Annotated in this window: 17 protein-coding genes; 13 read left to right on the top strand and 4 right to left on the bottom strand. The window is 67.3% G+C overall.

Annotated elements, in window-relative coordinates; translation table 11 throughout:
• Positions 1 to 16: 16 nt before the first annotated feature.
• Positions 17 to 2,593: an alpha-glucan family phosphorylase gene (gene glgP, locus KEG57_RS00520; RefSeq protein WP_272418644.1), complete on the top strand. Its 2,577-nt coding sequence runs from the start codon at positions 17 to 19 to the stop codon at positions 2,591 to 2,593.
• 80 nt (positions 2,594 to 2,673) lie between these two features.
• The gene (locus KEG57_RS00515; protein ID WP_272418645.1) at positions 2,674 to 3,933 is read left to right on the top strand and encodes an MFS transporter; all 1,260 of its coding nucleotides are present in this window, start codon (positions 2,674 to 2,676) and stop codon (positions 3,931 to 3,933) included.
• Between the two features lie 54 nt (positions 3,934 to 3,987).
• Here the strand turns inward: KEG57_RS00515 and KEG57_RS00510 are convergent, their stop codons facing one another.
• From KEG57_RS00510 to KEG57_RS00500, 3 genes are all read right to left on the bottom strand, one after another.
• On the bottom strand, positions 3,988 to 4,902 hold the full coding sequence (locus KEG57_RS00510; protein ID WP_272418646.1) for a phosphoinositide-specific phospholipase C-related protein: 915 nt from the start codon (positions 4,900 to 4,902) through the stop codon (positions 3,988 to 3,990).
• A gap of 70 nt (positions 4,903 to 4,972) precedes the next feature.
• Positions 4,973 to 5,314, bottom strand: coding sequence for a helix-turn-helix domain-containing protein (locus tag KEG57_RS00505; RefSeq protein ID WP_272418647.1), 342 nt, complete (start codon positions 5,312 to 5,314; stop codon positions 4,973 to 4,975).
• Positions 5,315 to 5,554: 240 nt separating this feature from the next.
• Positions 5,555 to 5,899, bottom strand: a complete 345-nt coding sequence (locus KEG57_RS00500) for a helix-turn-helix domain-containing protein (protein WP_272418648.1) — start codon at positions 5,897 to 5,899, stop codon at positions 5,555 to 5,557.
• 297 nt (positions 5,900 to 6,196) lie between these two features.
• On the opposite strand from KEG57_RS00500, the gene KEG57_RS00495 reads away from it, so the two are divergent.
• The 3 genes from KEG57_RS00495 (at position 6,197) to KEG57_RS00485 (ending at position 8,679) form a co-directional block, all read left to right on the top strand.
• A complete protein-coding gene (locus KEG57_RS00495; protein ID WP_272419260.1) occupies positions 6,197 to 6,610 on the top strand; it encodes a SpoIIAA family protein in 414 nt (137 codons plus the stop codon).
• Between the two features lie 153 nt (positions 6,611 to 6,763).
• The gene (locus KEG57_RS00490; RefSeq protein ID WP_272418649.1) at positions 6,764 to 8,032 is read left to right on the top strand and encodes a hypothetical protein; all 1,269 of its coding nucleotides are present in this window, start codon (positions 6,764 to 6,766) and stop codon (positions 8,030 to 8,032) included.
• Positions 8,029 to 8,679, top strand: a complete 651-nt coding sequence (locus tag KEG57_RS00485; RefSeq protein WP_272418650.1) for a hypothetical protein — start codon at positions 8,029 to 8,031, stop codon at positions 8,677 to 8,679. Before KEG57_RS00490 ends, KEG57_RS00485 begins: the two co-directional genes overlap by 4 nt.
• Here KEG57_RS00485 and KEG57_RS00480 read toward each other — a convergent pair.
• Positions 8,653 to 9,399, bottom strand: a complete 747-nt coding sequence (locus KEG57_RS00480) for a hypothetical protein (RefSeq protein WP_272418651.1) — start codon at positions 9,397 to 9,399, stop codon at positions 8,653 to 8,655. The genes KEG57_RS00485 and KEG57_RS00480 overlap by 27 nt on opposite strands.
• Before the next feature lie 118 nt (positions 9,400 to 9,517).
• On the opposite strand from KEG57_RS00480, the gene KEG57_RS00475 reads away from it, so the two are divergent.
• From KEG57_RS00475 to KEG57_RS00440, 8 genes are all read left to right on the top strand, one after another.
• Positions 9,518 to 10,381, top strand: coding sequence for a hypothetical protein (locus tag KEG57_RS00475; protein ID WP_272418652.1), 864 nt, complete (start codon positions 9,518 to 9,520; stop codon positions 10,379 to 10,381).
• A 170-nt stretch (positions 10,382 to 10,551) separates the two neighbouring features.
• Positions 10,552 to 11,985, top strand: a complete 1,434-nt coding sequence (gene gnd, locus KEG57_RS00470) for an NADP-dependent phosphogluconate dehydrogenase (protein WP_272418653.1) — start codon at positions 10,552 to 10,554, stop codon at positions 11,983 to 11,985.
• A 204-nt stretch (positions 11,986 to 12,189) separates the two neighbouring features.
• On the top strand, positions 12,190 to 12,837 hold the full coding sequence (locus tag KEG57_RS00465; RefSeq protein ID WP_272418654.1) for a cytochrome c3 family protein: 648 nt from the start codon (positions 12,190 to 12,192) through the stop codon (positions 12,835 to 12,837).
• Positions 12,838 to 12,847: 10 nt separating this feature from the next.
• Positions 12,848 to 15,895 carry a TAT-variant-translocated molybdopterin oxidoreductase gene (locus KEG57_RS00460; protein ID WP_272418655.1) on the top strand — a complete coding sequence of 1,016 codons (3,048 nt, stop codon included), beginning with the start codon at positions 12,848 to 12,850 and terminating at the stop codon, positions 15,893 to 15,895.
• Between the two features lies 1 nt (position 15,896).
• The gene (gene nrfD, locus KEG57_RS00455; RefSeq protein WP_272418656.1) at positions 15,897 to 17,246 is read left to right on the top strand and encodes an NrfD/PsrC family molybdoenzyme membrane anchor subunit; all 1,350 of its coding nucleotides are present in this window, start codon (positions 15,897 to 15,899) and stop codon (positions 17,244 to 17,246) included.
• A 1-nt stretch (position 17,247) separates the two neighbouring features.
• The gene (locus KEG57_RS00450; protein WP_272418657.1) at positions 17,248 to 17,844 is read left to right on the top strand and encodes a DUF3341 domain-containing protein; all 597 of its coding nucleotides are present in this window, start codon (positions 17,248 to 17,250) and stop codon (positions 17,842 to 17,844) included.
• A complete protein-coding gene (locus tag KEG57_RS55410; protein ID WP_272418658.1) occupies positions 17,841 to 18,449 on the top strand; it encodes a c-type cytochrome in 609 nt (202 codons plus the stop codon). Before KEG57_RS00450 ends, KEG57_RS55410 begins: the two co-directional genes overlap by 4 nt.
• On the top strand, positions 18,446 to 19,627 hold the full coding sequence (locus tag KEG57_RS00440; RefSeq protein WP_272418659.1) for a hypothetical protein: 1,182 nt from the start codon (positions 18,446 to 18,448) through the stop codon (positions 19,625 to 19,627). Before KEG57_RS55410 ends, KEG57_RS00440 begins: the two co-directional genes overlap by 4 nt.
• The last annotated feature ends 2 nt before the right edge of the window (positions 19,628 to 19,629 follow it).

Here is a 19,629-nt window from a genome sequence, read left to right as displayed (position 1 = left end):
CGGCTAGGGTGCGCCCATGTTCACGGTCCACCGGTACCAGATCTTCCCGACGATCCCGCCGGAGCTCGCGCCACTCGTCACGATTGCGCAAAACCTCTGGTGGACGTGGACCCCGGCCGCGCGTGAGCTCTACGGGCGCGTGGACGCCGAGCTCTACGAGCGTGTCGCGCACAATCCGATCCTCCTGCTCAAGCTCGCCTCGCAGCGCCGCCTCGATGAGCTCGCGCGGGACGACGGATATCTCCGGGCTCTCTCCGCGGTCGAGCGCTCCCTCGGGGATTACCTCGACCGCTCCACCTGGTTCGACCGAAAATACGGCAAAAACGCAGCGTCGCGCGGCACCATGGCCTATTTCTCCATGGAATTCGGCATCCACGAGTGTTTGCCCGTGTATTCGGGGGGCCTCGGCGTCCTTGCCGGCGATCACCTGAAGAGCGCGAGTGACCTCGGCTTGCCGCTCGTCGGCGTGGGAATCGCGTTCTCGCAGGGGTATTTTCGTCAGAGCCTCGATATCGAGGGCTGGCAGAACGAGCGATATCCGCCGAACGACTGGCACGATTTGCCCGTCTCGCCCGTGAACGACGAAAAGGGCCGTCGCGTGGTCACCTCCGTCGAGCTCCCCGCACGTGCGGGGGCGGGCCGGCGCGAGGTCAAGCTCCAGGCCTGGCGCGCGCAGGTCGGCCGCGTCCCGCTTTATTTGCTCGACGCCGACATCCCCGAAAACCCGCCCGAGGATCGGGCGCTCACGAATACCCTTTACGGCGGCGACCGCGCGCACCGCATCTGCCAGGAGGTCCTGCTCGGCGTGGGCGGCGTCCGGCTCCTCTCGGCCATCGGCCAGGAGCCGCGCGTCTGCCATATGAACGAAGGCCATTCCGCGTTCCTCGCGCTCGAACGCGTCCGTCAGCTCATGGGGCGCACGGGAGCGCCTTTCGTCGCGGCGTCCGAGGCGGCCGCGGCGGGCCACGTCTTCACCACGCACACCCCCGTGCCGGCCGGAAATGACGCATTCGCGCACGACCTCGCTCTCCCGTATCTGAAGGTCCTCGGCGAGGGCCTCGGGCTCGGGGCCGAGGAGGCCATGCGCCTCGGCCGCGTCGAGCCCGATCGTCCCGGCAGCGAGTTCTCCATGCCGGTCCTCGCCATTCGAATGGCCGACCGTTACAATGGCGTCAGCATGCTCCACGGCCGCGAGGCGCGCGCCATGTGGAGCGTCCTCTGGCCTGGCCTCCCGGTAGACGAAGTCCCGATCGGCTCGGTCACGAACGGCGTCCACGTCCCCACCTGGCTCGACGGCGAGCTCGCCTTGCTGTATGCGAGTTACCTCGGCGCCGATTTCCTCGAACGTGCCGCCGAACCCGGCGTCTGGGCGAAAATCGCCGAAATCCCCGACGAGGTCCTCTGGGCCGCGCACGGCCGCCGCAAAGAGCGCCTCGTGAAGCAGATTCGCGCCCGCCTCGCCGCCATTTCCGCGCAGAAGGGGCGCGCCGAGGATCCGGCGCGGATCGAGCGCCTCCTCGACCCGAAGGCGCTCACCATCGGGTTTGCCCGCCGCTTTGCGACGTACAAGCGCGGCACGCTCCTCCTCCGCGACGCGGCGCGCCTCGCGCGGATCCTCCACGAGCCGCATCGCCCGGTGCAGCTCGTCTTTTCCGGCAAAGCGCATCCGCAGGACTGGGGCGGCAAGGAGCTCATTCGCGACATCGTGCGCGCGGGCATGGCCGAGCCTTTCCGCGGCCGCATCGTCTTCGTCGAAGATTACGACATGGGCGTCGCGCGCACGCTCGTCGCGGGCGTCGACGTCTGGCTCAACACCCCGCGCAGGCCCCTTGAAGCGAGCGGCACGAGCGGCATGAAGGCCGGCCTCAACGGCGTGCTCAACGCGAGCATCCTCGACGGTTGGTGGCCCGAGGGATATGCGGGCGACAATGGGTTTTCCATTGGCCGCGGCGAGGAGTACGCGGACACCGGCCACGGCGACCACGTCGAGGCCCAGGCCCTCTATCGATTGCTCGAAGAAGACATCGTCCCGCTTTATTACGAGCGTGATGCTTCCGGCCTCCCGCGGAGCTGGATCGCCCGCATGAAGCGCAGCATTACCACGATCGGCCCTGCGTTCAACACGACCCGCATGGTGCGCGAGTATGCCGAAAGGTATTACGAGCCTGCCCTCGCGCGACATCGCCGCTTGACGGAGGACGGCCTCCTCGCGGCGCGCGCCGCCTGCGAATGGAAGGCCCGCGTGCGCGCCGCCTGGGGCTCCGTACGTGTCGATTCCGTGGCGCAGCTCGGCCCCTCGCGCCTTCCGAGCGGCGAGCCTTTGCGCGTCGCGGCGGAGATCCACCTCGGCGCCCTCTCGCCGAGCGACGTCGTCGTCGAGCTTTATTATGGTCGCCCGGGCCCGAACGGCTCGCTCCGCGGCGCGGAGGCGGCTCCGATGCGTCACGCGGCGGATCTCGGCGGCGGCCGCCATCGTTTCGAGGGCGAAATTCCCACCGACGAGAGCGGTGAGCACGCTTTCGGCGTCCGCGTCATCCCGGCGCACGAGTCCTTGCCGGATCGTTACGCGGCGCGCCTCGTCCGCTGGCATTAGACATTTTCGCGTGACACGCGCCTGGCTTTCTGGCATGGGTAGGGCGCCCCCTCACGTCCCTCCCGATGCCAGATACAGCCATGTCCACCGCCGAAGCGGCCTCGCGCGAGAAGGTGCGCGACCGCGTTCTCTTCGTCGTCGTCCTGACCGTGTTCCTCGACCTCGTCGGGTTCGGGATCACGATTCCGCTCTTGCCGTTTTACGTGAAGCCGATGGTGTCCGAAGAGTGGTCGGGCACCGTCACGGGAATGCTGATCAGCAGTTATTCGCTGGCGCAGGCGCTGGCGACGCCGTACCTCGGGCGTTTGTCCGATCGGTTCGGCCGGCGTTTGGTCATCGTGCTGAGCCTGCTCGGCAATGCGGCGAGCATGGTGCTCTTCGCGGCGGCGGTGCACTACCAGGTGCTCTGGTGCCTGTTCGTGTCGCGTGTGCTCGCGGGGGCGACGGCGGGCAACCTGGCCGCGTGTCAGGCGGCCATCGCGGACGTGACGGACAAAAAGGATCGCGCGGCGGCCATGGGGCGGCTCGGGGCGGGGATCGGGCTCGGGATGATCATGGGGCCGGTGATCGGCAGCATGACGGCCAAGATCGCGACCTGGGCGCCGCCGATCGCGGCGGCCGTGATGGCCCTGGCCGACCTGATCCTCGCGGCGGCGCTCATGCCGGAGACGCGTCCCGTGCGCGAGCCCGAGCGCGGCGGGCACGACGCCTATCGTGGCCCCACGCGGGACGAGCCCCGGAAGGAGGCGACCTTCACGGAAATCGTCTCCGACAAACGCGTCGTCACGATCCTGCAGATGTATTTCTTGACGTTCATGGCCATGACGGTCCTGAACGTCGCGTTCCCGCTCCTCTCGCATGATCGTTTCGGGTGGACGGGTGAGCAGGTCGGCTACATGTTCGCGATCTTCGGCGTATCCGGGGTCGTGATCCAGGGCTTTTTGATCAAGCGCCTCTCGGCGCGTTTCAGCGAGCTCACGCTGGTCGAGTGTGCGGCCGCGCTCATGCTCGCGGGCTTGCTCTTCGCGGCGTTCTCGATGCATTCGTGGATGATGGTCCTCGCGAATGTCCTCATCGGCGTGGGCGTGGCCATCAACAACCCGTCCATTTCGTCGCTGGCGTCGAAGTTCGCGCGGGAGGACCAGCGGGGCACGGTGCTCGGCTATGCGCAATCGACGGGGAGCTGGGCGCGTACGATCTGGCCCGTCACGTGGGGCTTCATGTACAACCGCGTGGCGCCGATTTCACCGTTTCTCGGCGCCGCGGCCGGGGCGGCGATGTTGCTCGGTGTCGCGTTGATGTTGCACAAGCAGGCGGCGCTGGCTTCGGAGCAGGGGTAGGGGAGTCAGGGGGGAGACGGGGTATGGTGAGCGGCACGCCGCCGCGTACCGCTGTTAAAACCCGTTCAGCTCGTCCACCACCTGGAACAGCGCGCCGAGATCGTAAAAATCGACGGCCACGAAATTCGGGATCTGCCCGCCCTCCGTCTGGCATTTCTTCGCCCGCGCCGACAGCACCTCGTACGCGTTCGCCGTCTCGCCCCGCTCGGGCGTCGGGAGCGGCCCGATCCAGTGGTTCAAGAGAAACAGATCGTTCCCCTGCGTCCCCCGATTCGGCGCGCAGTTGAAGTCCTCCACGCTCTCGAACGAATACGGCGTGTCCCAGGCGATGTCCCAGAAGTGGTGATACCACGCGGGCGGCGGCCCCTCGTCCTCGGCGCCCACGACGAGCTGCTTTCCGTCGAGCAAAAGCTCCCGCAGCGTCGGCCAGGGGGCTCCGTCCTCATGCGCGTACGTGCGACCTGCGAGCCCGGCTTTCTCGAACACGCCCGCCGTCTCGTCGGGCGTGATGCCGTCCTGGATGATGAGCGTCACCACCTCGTGTGGGTGTGCGTCGAGGAAGACGCGCATCTCGACGAGCGCGTCCACGAGGAGCGTATGCCCGAGCTCGCAGATCGAGTGGCAGAGATAGAGATCCTCGTTCCAGCGGTGCGTATCGATCAACATCGCGCGGATGCCGTCTTCGAGCTGGCGTTTCATGCCGAAGTTCTGGTTCGGCGCGGCCCAGCCGAGCTCGAACGAGGACATGGCATTGTGCGTCGCGGGGAACGCCACCGCATCGAAGGGCCTGTCGCAGAGCTCTGCGCGGCCGTTGCATTCGGAGGGCGGTGGGGGCTTTTCGGGCCCCGGGTCCGGATTCGCCGGATCCCCGGAGCCGCAGGCGAAAAGCCCGAAGGAAGCGGTCCAAAGCAAAGCGTGAAGCGAAAAGCGTGTCCCGTGCACGCCCGCGAGCGTACACGGGATCGTCACCTGCGAGAAGTACAGCGTTCGACGCTTGGGGGCTCCGCTCGGCAGAGCCGAGCTATGCCCCCAAACCCCCTCAGCGCGCCTTCTTGATGCCGAGATCCACCTGGAGTTGCCGGCGGATCTTCTTGACGTCGGCGTTCGAGAGCTGCCGCAGGAGCTCCGCCACGTGGGCGCGCTCGTCCTCGGCCGGGAAGGTCAGGATGTAGAGCGGCGGCACGTCGAAGCCGAGCGCGAGGCGCTCGATCGTCTGGATCGTGATGGCGGCGAGCCCGTGCTCGACGCTCGAGAGGTGGCCTTTCGACAGTGCGCTCGCGTCCGCGAGGGCGGCGAGGGACATGTTTCGCTCGAGGCGCAGCTCACGGATACGGGCGCCCACCTGCATCGCAAACGGATCGGGAACGGATCGTCGGGGCATGGTCCTCGTCTTTCTCGGGCCAAAAAAGCGCGGCCCGACCGGCGAAACACGCCGGCAAGTCGTAAGTTCGTCGAAATGGAAGTCCCCGCGTGAATCGGCCGGATCTCACGGGGCCAGCCATCATGCACGTCCTCGGACGCACGGAGAATCAAAAAATGGTCCTCGATCGGACGTTTTACGTCCTACCGTGCCCGACGCGCCGTGACGCGGCGCGCGGGGCACGGTGGGACGAATTTTGTCCTAGCTGCGCTTGACGCGGATGCCGGTCTCCTCCTGGATCCGGCGGCGGATCTTGCGCACGTCGGCGTTCGACATCTCGCGGAGCAGCTCCGCCGTCTTCGCGCGCTCGTCGTCCGCGGCGAACGTGAGCAGGTAGAGCGGGGGCACGCCGAAGCCGAGCGCGAGCCGCTCGATCGTCTGGATCGTGATGGCGGCGAGCCCGTGCTCGACGCTCGAGAGATGGCCCTTCGACAGATAACAGGCGTCGGCGAGCTTGCCGAGCGACAATCCGCGCTCCTTGCGCAGCTCACGGATACGGGTGCCGACCTTCAGTGCAAACGGCTCGGGAACGGTTCGTCGCGGCATGATGATATGGTTCTCGGGCGACCCGGAAAAAAGGATCCCCGACCGGCCCTCCTGTGCCGGGATCTCTGAGGTTTCACGAGGACGTCTCTCCGTCCTCGCTGCGAAAGACTCGATCGCGAGATCGGGCGCGCCGGCGACTTCTCCGCGCCGCGCCGAACCCATCGAACGCGTCCATCTTGCATCCATTGGACGAACTCGTCACGCGCGAATTGTGAGTGGTAGGACATTGTTCGTCAGGGGACCGGCCTCCTTCCATCACCACGTGCGAGCGTGTATCTTCGTTCCGTCGTGGCGAACATGGATGCCGGCTTCGAGCGGATGGGGGCGCACGGGTCCCGACGAGAAGGAGCGATCCTCGTCGTGCGCTGGACCGGCGAGGTCACGCGGGACGACATGAAGGCCCTCTACGCGCGCATCGACGAGATGAGCCGCGACGAGCCCGCGGTCTATTGCCTCTTCGACAGGGCGCACTCGATCTCCGTGACGCGCGACGCGCGCGTCTGGGCCGTCCGCGAGGCCAAGGGCGCCAAGGCAATCCGCGGCGTCGCCGCCGTCGGCGCGTCCTTCCCCGTGCGTGTCCTCGGGACGATGCTGAACCGCGCCACGGACGCGCTCCTCAGGCACGGCGTGCCGCTCGCGTTCTTCGATACCGCCGAGGAAGGCCGCGCTTACCTCGAAGCCGAGCGGAAGAAACACGCCGCCCTTCGCTGATTTCGAATTCTCCGCATTCGCAAACGCAGCTCGGCCCGCCCTCCCGGCAGTTGACGATCGGGGGGGCTCGACCGGAGGTTTCCCGTGAGGGCGGCGTAGCGGCCCGGAGGCCTGTGGCTCTTCCGGTCTGGCCTCGCGCCCCGGGAGGCCATCGTGGGGGAGCCGAGCGGCGCGCCGCCGCGCGGATGGGATACGTCCGCGCCGAGGCCGGAAAGCACCATTCGAATCGAATCGATCCGGGTCGACTCCGATCACGGCACGCTCCGCGGCTGCGACGAGCCGAGCGGCTGGCGCTTTTCCGATCACGACTGCCCCGAGCCCGAATGGACGCCCGCGTCCCACGTCCCCGTGAGCCATACCCTCGGCGAAAAGGTCCGCCTTTCGCTCACCCTCGACGCGGCCGCGGTGCTGCCTGGCCCCGCCACCCTGAAGGGCGAGGGTCCGGGAGGGATCCAATTTCGACAAACCCTTCCGGTCTCTCCCGGGACGTCGGTGATCACGCTCGTATCCGACAATCCGCTTGCGCGCAAGCTCGACGATCTCTCGTTCGACGTGCGCTGGTCCGCGTCCGAGGCCGCGATCGTCGCGCCCGCCGTCACATCCATTCCCATGCTCGTCACGATGGGGCCGCCGCGCTCCACGCCCATCGCGCCCTACAAGGAAGACGGCGCGACCCCGCGGCGCGTGGCGAAGGCCGTGGAATGGGCGAAGCAGGCGAACAGCCTGGATCCGCACGCCATCGTCGAGAGCTTCCTGCGCCGATTCCCGTATTACGCTCTCCTCCCGAACCCCGACGTGCCCGCGGAGTACGACCACCCGCGTTATTTCAACGAAGTCGGCGGCGCCTGGCCGATGGTCGATTACGTCGCCGCCTCGGGCGAGTGCCAGGCCATCGTGCGCCTCGTGCGGGGCATGCTCGCGCAGATCGGCGCGCCGGGCGAGGCGCGCATGCTCGTCGTCTGGGCCGATCCGGATCAGGGCAACGGCGAAAAGCCCCTCGTCGCCGATTGGGAGAAGGAGCCTCGCGCGGGTTTGTCGAAGACGATACAGGTCGGCGAAAAGCGCCTCTCCGCGGCGCTCGTGGACGGCCCGGTCGTGGAAGGAAAAACCTACCCGCCCTCGCATACCCGCCTGCCCGACGGTAAGGTGAGCCCCGGCCTCAACCGATACGAGGCGTGCCTCGAATTCTCGCACGGCGGCACGACGCGTTATTATTGTGGCGGTGTCGGCGTCCTCTCCTCCAAGCACGACATCCTCAAGGTCTTCTGGGGCCTCGTCTGGGTCGAGTTTCTCCCGGACGAGGGATTTCGGGTCGAGAAGATCGTGCGGCGATACCGGAACGGCGAGGCATCGCCGCCCCGTGAAACCGCGCGCGACCGCATCCGCTCGTTTTTTCGTCGTTTTGCGAGGCGAATCTCATGAAATGGCTCGACGACATCGAAACCGCGCAATCCGAGGGCTTCGACGATCTCGACGGCCGCGCCGACGTGCCCGGCCAGGCCCTCGCCGAATCGAGGCACTGGGCCCGCACCCTGTTTGCCCAGGGAAAAAGCCCTTACGACGCCGCCCGTCCCGTCCGGCGCCTGGTCCATCGCGCCACCAAGGCCGCGCCGGATTTTCTGCGCCACGAATACGACGTGGACGACCTCCACCTCTCGATCGTCGAGGGCCGTTCGTTCGTGTTCGTCATCGTCTCGCGAGACAGCCTCGACGTGCTTGCGCTCCCCGAAGGCGAGCGCGCCGGGGCCATCGCGCGGATCGCCGCCACGCTCTTTCACCCCGTCTGCGTCTCCGGCGGCGTCTGCTTCCGCTTTCCCGAGCGCATCGAAGAAGGCTCGTTTTTCTCGACGAACCCAGATCTCGATCCGCGGCTCCTCGGTGCCTGGCAGGATCGCCTCGACGCCGGCATCCGCGGCGGCGAGCTCGTCTTCCTCGCCTACAAGCGTTTGCCCTGGATGGCCGGCTTCGCCGACCCCTTCGCGTGGCTCCGCGAGGGCGAACGGATCGATCAAAAGCCGCGTTTTCGTTTCCCGTTCCGGAGATCAGGCCCCAAGCGCAAGCGCCGCTGAGGGCCGGACTCGTCCATCGCCGAGGGGCGAGGGTGCTCGCAGGATCTCCTCCAGAATCGCGTCGGCCTCGTGCGCCACGCCGTCGAGCGCCTGCCCGAGCCGCGCGTGATCGGCCGCGTCGAGCGGCGCGAGCCCGAGCCGCGCGCGCACCCCGGAGACGCGAATCGCGACCCCCTCGCCGTATTGATACCCTTCGATCCACGGCCCCCGCTCGATTTCCGCGCGGAGCCGTTTCATCCGCGCGTCGAACGCGGCGCGCTCCTCCGCGGTCCGCTCGTGCGTACCGAAATGGTGCATCGTCGCGGCGGGCTCGAAATCGCCCTCGATCGCCAAAAACCCCTCCGTGAGGGCCGCGCGTGTCGCCTCGAAACCCGCGCGCCGGAGGAGCGCGCCGTCCAGGCACATCTCCCACGTGACGTGCGCGAGCAGCCCCATTCGTTTCGCCTCGAGCTGTGCCTCGCGAATGCGCGCCGCGACGAGCTTCTCCCCTTCGAGGAAGACGCGATCGCCGTGAAACCAATGGTCGACCGCCACGTGGTGCCGGATCCCCACGAGCACCTCCGCGAGCCGGCCTCCGAGCAAGCCGCCCATCTCGACGGGACGGCACGGCCGCACGCGCCTGTCCGCCATTCGCCAGAGGTCCGGCAGCATCGCGCCCGCGCCCGCCGCGCGTGAGCCCGTATGCGCCTCCGCGAGGTGCCTGTGCAGGAGAAAGTTCACCTTCGAAGCCTAGCACGCCTTCGTTCTTGCTCGGGCTTTCCATCGCGCCTCATGCGTGCTAGCCACGAGTCGCCCACGGGACCGGCCCCCCGGGCTCGGCCCTGGGCAGGAGACGAACATGAAACGTTTTGTGACTTCCTTGATCATGCTGGCCCTCGCCGGCGTGGGTTCCCTCATCGGCTGCAGCGACGACTCGAACAATACGACCGGCGGCCCCGGCGGCGGCGGCGGAAACGGCGGAAACGGCGGAAACGGCGGCGGCGGCGGCGGCGGCGACGTCCTCATCCCCATCGACGACATCGGCACCGCGACCGCCAAGTTGTACTGCGGGCTGGTCTACTCCTGTTGCACGATGGCCGAACAGGACAAGGCGTTCGAGGGCATTACCCCCAAGCCTCAGAACGAGGCCGAGTGCGCGCAGACCTTCAAGGGCATTTATGACATGCTCGTGCTCCCGCGCCTGAAGAAGGCCGTCGGGGAGGGCCGCATGGAGTACGACGGATATGTCGCGGCGAGCTGTCTCGACAAGCTCGAGGGATCCTGCACCGTGATCAACGGCGATCCTTTCGAGTCCGACCCCGAATGCCAGAGCGTTTTCATCGGCAAGGTGGCCGACGGCGGCGATTGCAGTGGCGACGACGAGTGCGCGGGCGCCGACTCCGTGTGCGTGGGCGATACCGATACGGAGCTCGGCAAGTGCCAGCCGCGCGGCGCGGCCGGAGCGGCGTGCGAGTTCGACGACGACTGCGCCACGAATTATTGCGACTTCCAGACGAGCATGTGTGCCGCGCAGAAAGCCGTCGGCGAGGCGTGCGCTGGCTTCAGTCAGTGCAAGGACTCGTATTGCGACTCCGTGACCAGCGTCTGCACGGCCAGGAAGGCCGACGGCGAGGCGTGCGTAACGCCCGACGAGTGCAGCGGCACGTGCGACTCGATGACGAGCACTTGCACCACGCCCGCGCCGATCTGCGACGGGATGTGACGTCCGCGCGGCGGTAGCATTCCTCGGCCCTCCCCACTGCTCCTTCCCACATACCGCCCCCCGCGGCCCGTCGCCTGTCGCCTCAAAGCGTCGTCCTCCGCCGGAGACACCTCCCGGGCAACCTGCTAGAGTAGCGCCGCCCGGGAGGGAACCCGGAATCGGAGGAGGACATGGAAGCGGCGCAAGCGAAGATCGGCCTCGTCGGCCTCGGGGTGATGGGAGAAAACCTCGCCCTCAACATCGAGCGGCATGGTTTTCCCATCGCCGTCTACAACCGCGAACCCCAGAAGGTGGACCACCTGCTCGCCACGCGCGCGAAGGGTCTCCGTTTCTTCGGGGCGCACAGCCCGGCCGAACTCGCGCGTGTCCTCGAACGTCCGCGCAAGATCATCCTGCTCGTGAAAGCGGGCCAGCCCGTCGATTGGACCGTCGACCAGATCCGTCCGTACCTCGAGCCCGGCGACATCATCATCGACGGCGGCAATTCCTGGTACGAGGACACCGAGCGCCGCCAGCGCGAGCTCGGCGCATCGGGCATTCGTTTCCTCGGCTCGGGCGTCTCCGGCGGCGAGGAGGGCGCGCTCTGGGGCCCCTCGCTCATGCCCGGCGGCGAGCGCGCGGCCTACGAGGAGATTCGCCCGATCTGGGAGGCCATTGCGGCGAAGGTCGACGACGGCCCGTGCGTCACGTACATCGGCCCCGGCGGCTCGGGCCATTTCGTCAAGATGGTCCACAACGGCATCGAATACGGCGACATGCAGCTCATCGCCGAGGCGTACGACATCCTCCATCGTGGCCTCGGCTTCTCCGCCGATCGCCTCGCCGAGGTCTTCGCGCGCTGGAACGAGGGCGTCCTCTCCTCGTTCCTGATCGAAATCACGGCCAAGATCTTCCGCGCCAAGGACTCCGAGACCAGCGCGCCGCTCGTCGACCTCATCCTGGACAAGGCGGGCCAGAAGGGCACGGGCCTCTGGACGTCCAAGGTCGCGCTCGACCTCGGCGTCGCCATTCCCACGATCGACGCCGCCATCATGGCGCGCCTCCTCTCGGGCAAGAAAAACGAGCGAATCGAGGCCGCGAAGGTCCTCGAAGGGCCTCGGCCCGGCGCATTCCAGGGCGACGAGAACGAAATCGTCACGGCCGTGCACGACGCCCTCTATGCCGCGAAGATCTGCTCCTACACGCAGGGCATGGCCCTCCTCCGTGCCGCCTCGGACACCTTCCACTGGGACCTGCCGCTCGGCGAGATCGCCCGCATCTGGAAGGGCGGTTGCATCATCCGCGCCCAGTTCCTCGACGGCATTCGCGAGGCCTACGCGAAGCGCCCCGACCTGCCGAGCCTGCTCCTCGACGACCGGTTCCGCGAGGCGATGGCGAAATCGCAGCCCGGTTTCCGCAAGGCCATCGCGTTCGCGCAGAGCCTCGGCATTCCTTGCCTCGCGTTCTCGTCGAGCCTCGCCTATTACGACAGCTATCGCTCGGCGCGCCTCCCGCAGAACCTCACCCAGGCCCAGCGCGATTACTTCGGCGCCCATACCTACGAGCGCGTCGACAAACCCGAGCTCGGCGCCGTGCACACCGACTGGCCCTCGCTCGTCGGCTGAGCGAAGTAGGGGCTTCCCCGCACCCGTCCGGTCGCCCCGCCGCTCGTTTTCGCTCCTCTCCGCTCGCCTGCCTGCCTGCTCGTTCTCTCTATCGGCCGCTCGTTCGCCCAGGAAAGCAGCAACGCCGCCCCCCTGATTCCCATCGAATGCTGCTGGATGCGCCCGCGGCGCGCTCGCCGTGCGGACGTCCGAGAAGGCACGAGGATGGCGGCACTCTTTCGTCCCTGGACCAATACGGCCTTCCGGATCGCGCTCATCGGTATCGTGGGCGGCGCCTTCACGCTCGTGGCCGCTCCCATGATCTGGGTGCGCACGCCGAACTGGCGAAAGCAGCTCGATCCGGTCGATCAACCCGTCGAGTTCGATCACCGGCATCACGTCCAGGATGACGGTATCGATTGCCTCTATTGTCACAAGGAGGCGACGGTATCCGCCACGGCCGGGATCCCCTCGACCGACCTCTGCATGGGTTGCCACAACCAGATCTGGAACAAGAGCCCCATGCTCGAGCCCGTCCGGCGGAGCTACTTCTCGGGTTTGCCCATTCCGTGGAATCGCGTCAACGACGTCCCTGATTTCGTCTACTTCAATCACGCGATCCACGTGAACAAGGGCGTCGGGTGCGTCAGTTGCCACGGGCGCGTCGACGAGATGGGCCGCGTCTACCAGTTCGCCGACCTGAGCATGAACTGGTGCCTCGATTGTCACAGGCAGCCGGAGAAGTTCGTCCGGCCGCTCGATCGGGTCACCGACATGACGTGGAAGGCCGCGGATCAAAGCACCCTCGGGCCGTACCTGGTCCGCGAATACGGCGTTCGAAGCGTCACCAACTGCACCGCCTGCCATCGATAGGAGAGCACCTTTGGGCAACGACGTACGCGCGCTCTGGGAGAGGATCCTCGCAGGCAAGACGGGCCGCGATTACTGGCGCAGCCTCGCCGAGCTCGTGTCCGAGGGGTCGCCGCCGGAGGACAGGCAAAGGGAGTTTCCCGAGGGGGCGGACGAGCGTCCGGACGAACCCTCGCGCCGCAACTTCTTGAAGCTCCTCGGCGCCAGCATGGCGCTCGCGGGCGTCACGGGCTGCGTCAAGGACCCCGTCGAGAAGATCCTGCCCTACACGATCCGTCCGCCCGAGGTCACGCCGGGTCTGTCCAAGTATTACGCGACGAGCATGACCCTCGACGGATTCGCGACGGGCCTGCTCGTCGAGAGCCGCGAAGGGCGACCCATCAAGATCGAAGGCAACCCCGAGCATCCGGCCAGCCTCGGCGCGGCGGGCGTCCTCGAGCAGGCGTCCATCCTCGGCCTTTACGATCCGTACCGCGCGCGGGCCGTCATGCAGAAGGGCGCGCTCACGTCGTGGGATGCGCTCGCGACGGAGCTCGCACGTCCGCGCACCGATCGGGGCGCCGGCCTCCGCATTCTGATCGAGCCCACGGCCTCGCCGCTCCTTGCGAGCCAGCTCGGCCGGCTTCTCGCGGCATATCCGGCCGCGCGCGTCACCGTGCATTCGTCGACCGAGACGGGCGCCGCCGCGCAAGGGGCCGCGCTCGCCTTCGGCCGCCCGCTGGTGCCGCAACTCGACCTCCGGAACGCCTCGGTCATCGTCTCGCTCGATTCGGACTTCCTCGACGGGCAGGGCATGCATTTGCGGCACTCGCGCCATTTCGCCGAGCGCCGCCGCCCGGGCTGGCCGAACCCCACGATGAACCGGCTCTACGTCGTCGAGAGCATGCCGAGCTGCACGGGCACGGTCGCGGATCACAAATTGCGCCGGCGATCGAGCGAGATCGGCACGTTCGCCGCGGCCCTCGCCGCCGAGATCCTCCTCGGCGGTAAGCCCCCTTCGGCCGTCTCGCCCGATATCATCATGGCGCTCCGCCCATTCCTCGGCCGTGAAGAGCGCGCCCTCGTCGGCGCTATTGCGAGGGACCTCGTCCGCGCGGGGAAAGGCGGCCTTGTCATCGTCGGCGACCGGCAACCCGCGCACGTCCACGCGCTCGGCGCGCTCGTGAACTCCGTCCTAGGCGCCTTCGGCTCCACGGTCTCCATGACCGATCCCATTCTCTGGAATCCTGCCGCGGCCGGGCAGGACCTCGCGGCGCTCGTCGCCGAAATGCGCGCCGGCGCCGTCGACACGCTCGTCATCCTGGGAGGAAACCCCGTCTACACCGCGCCGGGCGACCTCGATTTTGCCGGGGCGCTCGGCAGCGTCCGCCAGAGCTTTTACCTTGGCCTCTACGCGGACGAGACCGGCGCGCGGACGACGTGGTTCGTCCCGGAGACACATTACCTCGAAGCCTGGGGCGATGCCCGCGCGGGGGACGGGACAGCGTCCGTCGTGCAGCCGCTCATCCGTCCGCTCTTCGGCGGCCGCACGGACGTGGAGATCCTCGCGACTCTGCTCGGCGACATCTACCCGAGCGCGCACGCCCTCGTACGTGAGCAATGGCGGACGCTGCTCGGCGAGACCGATTTCGAGGCGCACTGGGAGGCGACCTTGCGCCGCGGCTTTTTGCCCGGCTCCGAGGCCCCCGTTGTCCGGGCCGAGCTCGCGCCGCCTGGGATCGCAGCGGCCCTCGCGACCCTCGCCGCCGCGCCCGCACCCGCGCCCGACCGGTACGAGCTCGGGTTTTACCACGATTCCAAGGTTCACGACGGCCGGTTCGCGAACAACCCGTGGCTCCAGGAGCTGCCCGATCCAACGACCAAGATCACCTGGGACAATGCGGCGCTCATGAGCGTCCGCACGGCGAGCGAGCTCGGCGTCGCGAACGACGACCTCATTGAAATCACGCTGCCCGGGTTCGATCCCACCGTGCCCGCGGTCACGACGAGCCCCCCGCCGGCCACGACCATCGTTTTGCCGGTGTTCGTCCTGGCGGGCCACGCCGATCGGGCCATTTCCTTGCGCCTCGGGTACGGCCGCGGGGCGGCATTGCCCGTCGCCGAGGGCGTCGGGAAAAACGTCCAGCCCCTCCGCCGCCAGGGCCGCTCGTTCCTCGACGGCGCGTCCGTGCGGCCCACGGGCGAGAAACACACCCTCGCGCAGACCCAGAAGCACTGGGAGCTCCACGACCGGCCGATCGCTCTGGCCACGACGCTCGAAGCATACCGCGACAAACCAGAGTTCACGCGCGGGCAGAAGGGCCCCGTGCTCTCGATCCTGCCCGCGGACGATTTCAAGGGCGACCAGTGGGCGATGAGCATCGACATGTCGATCTGCACGGGCTGCAGCGCGTGCGTCGTCGCCTGCCAGGCCGAGAACAACATCCCCGTCGTGGGCAGGGAGGGCGTCCTCCGGAGCCGCGAAATGCACTGGCTCCGCATCGACACCTATCACACGGGCGAGGTCGACACCCCGGAGGTCGTGCATCAGCCGATGCTGTGCCAGCACTGCGAAAAGGCGCCGTGCGAGTACGTCTGCCCGGTGAACGCCACCGTCCATAGCCCCGACGGGCTCAACGAGATGGTCTACAACCGCTGCATCGGCACGCGGTTCTGCTCGAACAACTGCCCCTACAAGGTGCGGCGGTTCAACTGGTTCGACTGGATGGAGGAGAAGCCCGGGTTCAACGGCGACATCCGTACGCTCCAGAAAAACCCCGACGTCACCGTCCGCGAGCGCGGCGTGATGGAGAAGTGCACGTTCTGCGTGCAGCGCATCCGGCGCGCCGAGATCGACGCTAGCATCGAGCGCCGCGCCATTCGCCCGGGCGAGGTCACGACGGCCTGCGCGGACGCGTGCCCGACGCGCGCCATTCGGTTCGGGTCGCTCGCGCACAAGGAGACCGACATGGTCCGCTGGCGCGAGGAGCCGCGCAGCTTTGGCGTCCTGCACGAGCTCGGCACGCTTCCACGCATTCGATACCTCGCCACGATCAAGAACCCGAACCCGGAGGTGGGTTGATATGGCCACGGAGCCGGTCTTCATCGGGCGCCCCACGGACGCCGAGCTCTCCGACCAGCTCCTCTCGACCGCCTGGCGGCCGTGGAGAAGGCTCGGGAAAATCGGTTTCCTCGTCGCCATCATCGGCACGTTGTTTCTGTTCACCGGGATCACGCTCACCGTGATGTACGGCATCGGGATGTGGGGAAACAACATCCCGGTCGCCTGGGGGTTCGGCATCATCAACTTCGTCTGGTGGGTCGGTATTGGCCACGCGGGCACGTTCATCTCGGCCGTGCTCCTGCTCTTCGAGCAGAAATGGCGTACGAGCATCAACCGCTTCGCCGAGGCGATGACGCTCTTCGCCATTCTCCAGGCCGCCATGTTCCCGGTCCTCCACCTCGGGCGACCGTGGTTCGCCTACTGGATCTTCCCGTACCCATCCACCATGGGCGTCTGGCCGCAATTCAAGAGCGCGCTCCCCTGGGACGCCGCGGCCATCTCGACCTATTTCACGGTCTCGCTCGTCTTCTGGTACACGGGCCTCATCCCGGACCTCGCGGCCATGCGTGATCGCGCGCCGACCCGGGCGAAGCGATTCATTTACGGCATCTTCGCGCTCGGGTTCACCGGCGCGTCGAGCTCCTACCGCCATTATCGCGTCGTCTATGGCCTGCTCGCGGGTCTCTCGACCCCGCTCGTGCTCTCCGTGCACTCGATCGTGAGCTCGGACTTCGCTATCACGCTCGTGCCCGGCTGGCACTCCACCATCTTCCCGCCGTTCTTCGTCGCCGGCGCGATCTTTTCGGGGTTCGCCATGGTGCTCACCCTGGTGATCCCGGTGCGCAGCCTGTTCCGGCTGGAGAACGTCATCACGAAGAGGCACCTCGACAACCTCGCCAAGATGGTCCTCGTGACGAGCTGGGTCGTCACGTATTCGTACATCCTCGAATTCTTCATGGCGTGGTACAGCGGCGACGAATACGAGATCTACCAGTTCTTCGAGGCGCGCCCCTTCGGGCCCTGGGCCTGGATCTTCTGGATGATGATGATCTGCAATTCGGTCATCCCGCAGGTCTTCTGGTCGAAGAAGGCGCGGAATAGCCTCGCCGTGCTCTGGACCGTCTCGCTCCTCGTCAACGTCGGCATGTGGGCCGAGCGCTTCGTGATCATCGTCATGGGCCTGCAGCGCGATTACCTGCCCTCGGCCTGGGACGTGTTCGTTCCGACATACGTCGATTGGATGATCTACCTCGGCACGATGGGATTCTTCCTGCTGCTCTTCCTGCTCTTCTTGCGGTTCGTCCCGTTCGTTTCGCTCGCCGAGGTGAAAGAGCTCAAGCACGAGCTCTCGCACGAGGAGGAACATTAAAATGCGGAGGACGCAGCAAAGCGGGATCGTCGGCGCGTTCGACACGCCCGAGCAGATCATCCGGGCGGCCCACGAGCTCCGCAAATCCGGGTACCGCAGGCTCGAAGGGTACACGCCGTACCCCCTCCTCGAGCTCGAACGGGCCATCGGCCGCGGGCGCTCTCGCATCGGATTCGTGGTGTTCCCGTTCGCCATCGCGGCGGCCGCGGTCGCCTACCTCGTGCAATGGTGGACGGACGGTGTCGATTACCCCCTGAATGCCGGCGGCAGGCCCGCCCACGCGCCGCCCGCGTTCGTCCCGGCCACGTTCGAGATGGCCGTGCTCTTCTCGGCGCTTTCGGCCTGTGTCATCCTCGCCCTCTGGTCCGGCCTGCCATCCCTGTGGCAGCCGATCTTCGAGGTGCCGGGCTTCGATCGCGCCAGCATCGACAAGTTTTTCCTGGCCGTCTCCGACCTCGATCCCGCCTTCGATCGCGAGGCGACCGCGCGCAAGCTCAGGGAGCTCGGCGCGAGCCGCGTCGAGCCGCTCGGGGCGCATCCGGCGACCGACGCCGAGCTCGACGAACGGCTCGAGCGAATGGAGGGAGAGGAGTCGTGAAGACCATCGCCGCCCTTCCGCTCGTCCTCGCCGTGTGCCCGCTCCTCGCGAGCTGCAACAGTTCGGGCACCGAGCGTGATTTCGAGCGCATGGTGAACCAGGCGCATTTCGAGTATTACGAGGAGGCACCGTTCTTCGACGATCGCCGCGTCATGCGCGAGCCTCCCGAGGGCACCGTCCCGCGCGAGCGGTTTCTCGGCCCGCCCGAGGTGATCAGCGGAATGGTAGACGGGAAGTTCGTCGAGGCCATTCCCATCCCACTCTCGCGGCCCATGCTGGATCACGGCCGGGAGCGCTACGAGGTCTTCTGCGCGGCCTGCCACGGCGTGGGCGGCGATGGCGTGAGTGTCGTCGCGGACAACATGGAGCTGCGCAAGCCTCCGAGCTTTGTCGAGGCGCCTGTCCTCGATTACCCCGTGGGGCGCGTCTACCAGGCCATTGCCCAGGGCTACGGGCTCATGCCCACCTATGGACAGGAGCTTGGCGTCGAGGAGCGCTGGTCCGTCGTCGCCTACGTGCGCGCGCTCCAGCTTCGTACGAAAGGCGTCGCCGTCGGCGTCTTGCCCGAGCCCGTCCGCGTGCGGATGCAGGAGGAGCTTCGATGAACACGGAACCCAGCATTTTCACCGGAGGAGGTCGGCTCATCCTCGGAGGCTTCCTCGCGTTCGTCGTCGGCGCGATCGCGCTCGTCGTGGGCGGCGTCGCCCACGGCCGGGACGCATTCTACGCCTACCTCTCGGCCTATGCGTGGCTCGTCTCCCTGCTCGTCGGCGGACTCATCTTCCTGATGATCGTCCACGCGATGGACGCGAAATGGCCCGTCGCTCTCCGCCGCGTCATCGAGGGCGTCACGGGCGTCCTGCCGCTCGCCGTGATCGGATTCATTCCGATCGCCGTCGGCATCACCACGATTTATCCCTGGACGTCGCCGTCCACGATCCACGAACACGAAGTCCAGCATCTCGTCGAGCACAAGCTGCCGTACCTGAACACGTCCTCGTTCTTCGTCCGCGCGTTCCTGTATTTCGGCGTTTGGCTCGGCATCTCGTATTTCCTCCGCCGCTGGTCGCTGCGCGGGGATTGGGCCCCGGCGGCCACGGACAAACCGCGGTTCCGCGCCCTCTCGGCGCTCGGGCTGCCTCCGGTCGCGCTCGCGTTCACGTTCGCGGGCGTCGATTGGCTCATGTCCCTCACTCCTGCCTGGTATTCGACCATGTTCGGGGTGTACTGGTTCGCCGGCGGTTTCCTGGGCGCGCTCGCGCTCCTCGTGCTCGCGACCTATGGCCTGCAGCGCGCGGGCATGCTCACCCGGGTGGGCAGCTCCCATTATTACGCGCTCGGCCGGCTCCTGCTCGCGTTCACGATCTTCTGGGCGTACATCGCGTACTTCCAGTTCTTCTTGATCTGGATCACGAACAAGCCCCACGAGGCGTCGTTTTATGCGCCCCGCATGAGGGAGTTCGCCCCGCTCAGCATCCTCGTCGCGGCCGGCCGTTTCGTCATTCCGTTCTTCGCGCTGCTCCCGTATCGGGTCAAGCAGCAGCCGAGCACGCTCGCGCCGATCGCGCTCTGGATCCTCTTCATGCACTGGGTCGACATGGAATGGCTCGTCATGCCCTCCGTGCGCGCCGAGGGGCCCATCGTGCACTGGCTCGACGTCGCCGCGCTCGTCTGCGTCGGCGGGGCCGCGCTCGCGTTCGGCACGTTCCGCCTGCGTGGTCGCCCGATTGTCCCGAAAAACGACACCTCGCTCGAGGCCGCATTCCGGTACGGGAGCCTTTGACC

Source organism: Polyangium jinanense, from assembly GCF_028435365.1.
Note: the sequence above shows the minus strand (reverse complement) of the source record. Positions and strands in the feature narration are given on the sequence as shown.

Coding starts and splice junctions, on each gene's coding strand:
- glgP (WP_272418644.1), top strand. CDS start 17: ATGTTCACGGTCCACCGGTACCAGATCTTCCCGACGATCCCGCCGGAG.
- KEG57_RS00495 (WP_272419260.1), top strand. CDS start 6,197: ATGGATGCCGGCTTCGAGCGGATGGGGGCGCACGGGTCCCGACGAGAA.
- KEG57_RS00450 (WP_272418657.1), top strand. CDS start 17,248: ATGCGGAGGACGCAGCAAAGCGGGATCGTCGGCGCGTTCGACACGCCC.
- KEG57_RS00465 (WP_272418654.1), top strand. CDS start 12,190: ATGGCGGCACTCTTTCGTCCCTGGACCAATACGGCCTTCCGGATCGCG.
- gnd (WP_272418653.1), top strand. CDS start 10,552: ATGGAAGCGGCGCAAGCGAAGATCGGCCTCGTCGGCCTCGGGGTGATG.
- KEG57_RS00500 (WP_272418648.1), bottom strand. CDS start 5,899: ATGCCGCGACGAACCGTTCCCGAGCCGTTTGCACTGAAGGTCGGCACC.
- KEG57_RS00515 (WP_272418645.1), top strand. CDS start 2,674: ATGTCCACCGCCGAAGCGGCCTCGCGCGAGAAGGTGCGCGACCGCGTT.
- KEG57_RS00505 (WP_272418647.1), bottom strand. CDS start 5,314: ATGCCCCGACGATCCGTTCCCGATCCGTTTGCGATGCAGGTGGGCGCC.
- nrfD (WP_272418656.1), top strand. CDS start 15,897: ATGGCCACGGAGCCGGTCTTCATCGGGCGCCCCACGGACGCCGAGCTC.
- KEG57_RS00485 (WP_272418650.1), top strand. CDS start 8,029: ATGAAATGGCTCGACGACATCGAAACCGCGCAATCCGAGGGCTTCGAC.
- KEG57_RS00440 (WP_272418659.1), top strand. CDS start 18,446: ATGAACACGGAACCCAGCATTTTCACCGGAGGAGGTCGGCTCATCCTC.
- KEG57_RS00475 (WP_272418652.1), top strand. CDS start 9,518: ATGAAACGTTTTGTGACTTCCTTGATCATGCTGGCCCTCGCCGGCGTG.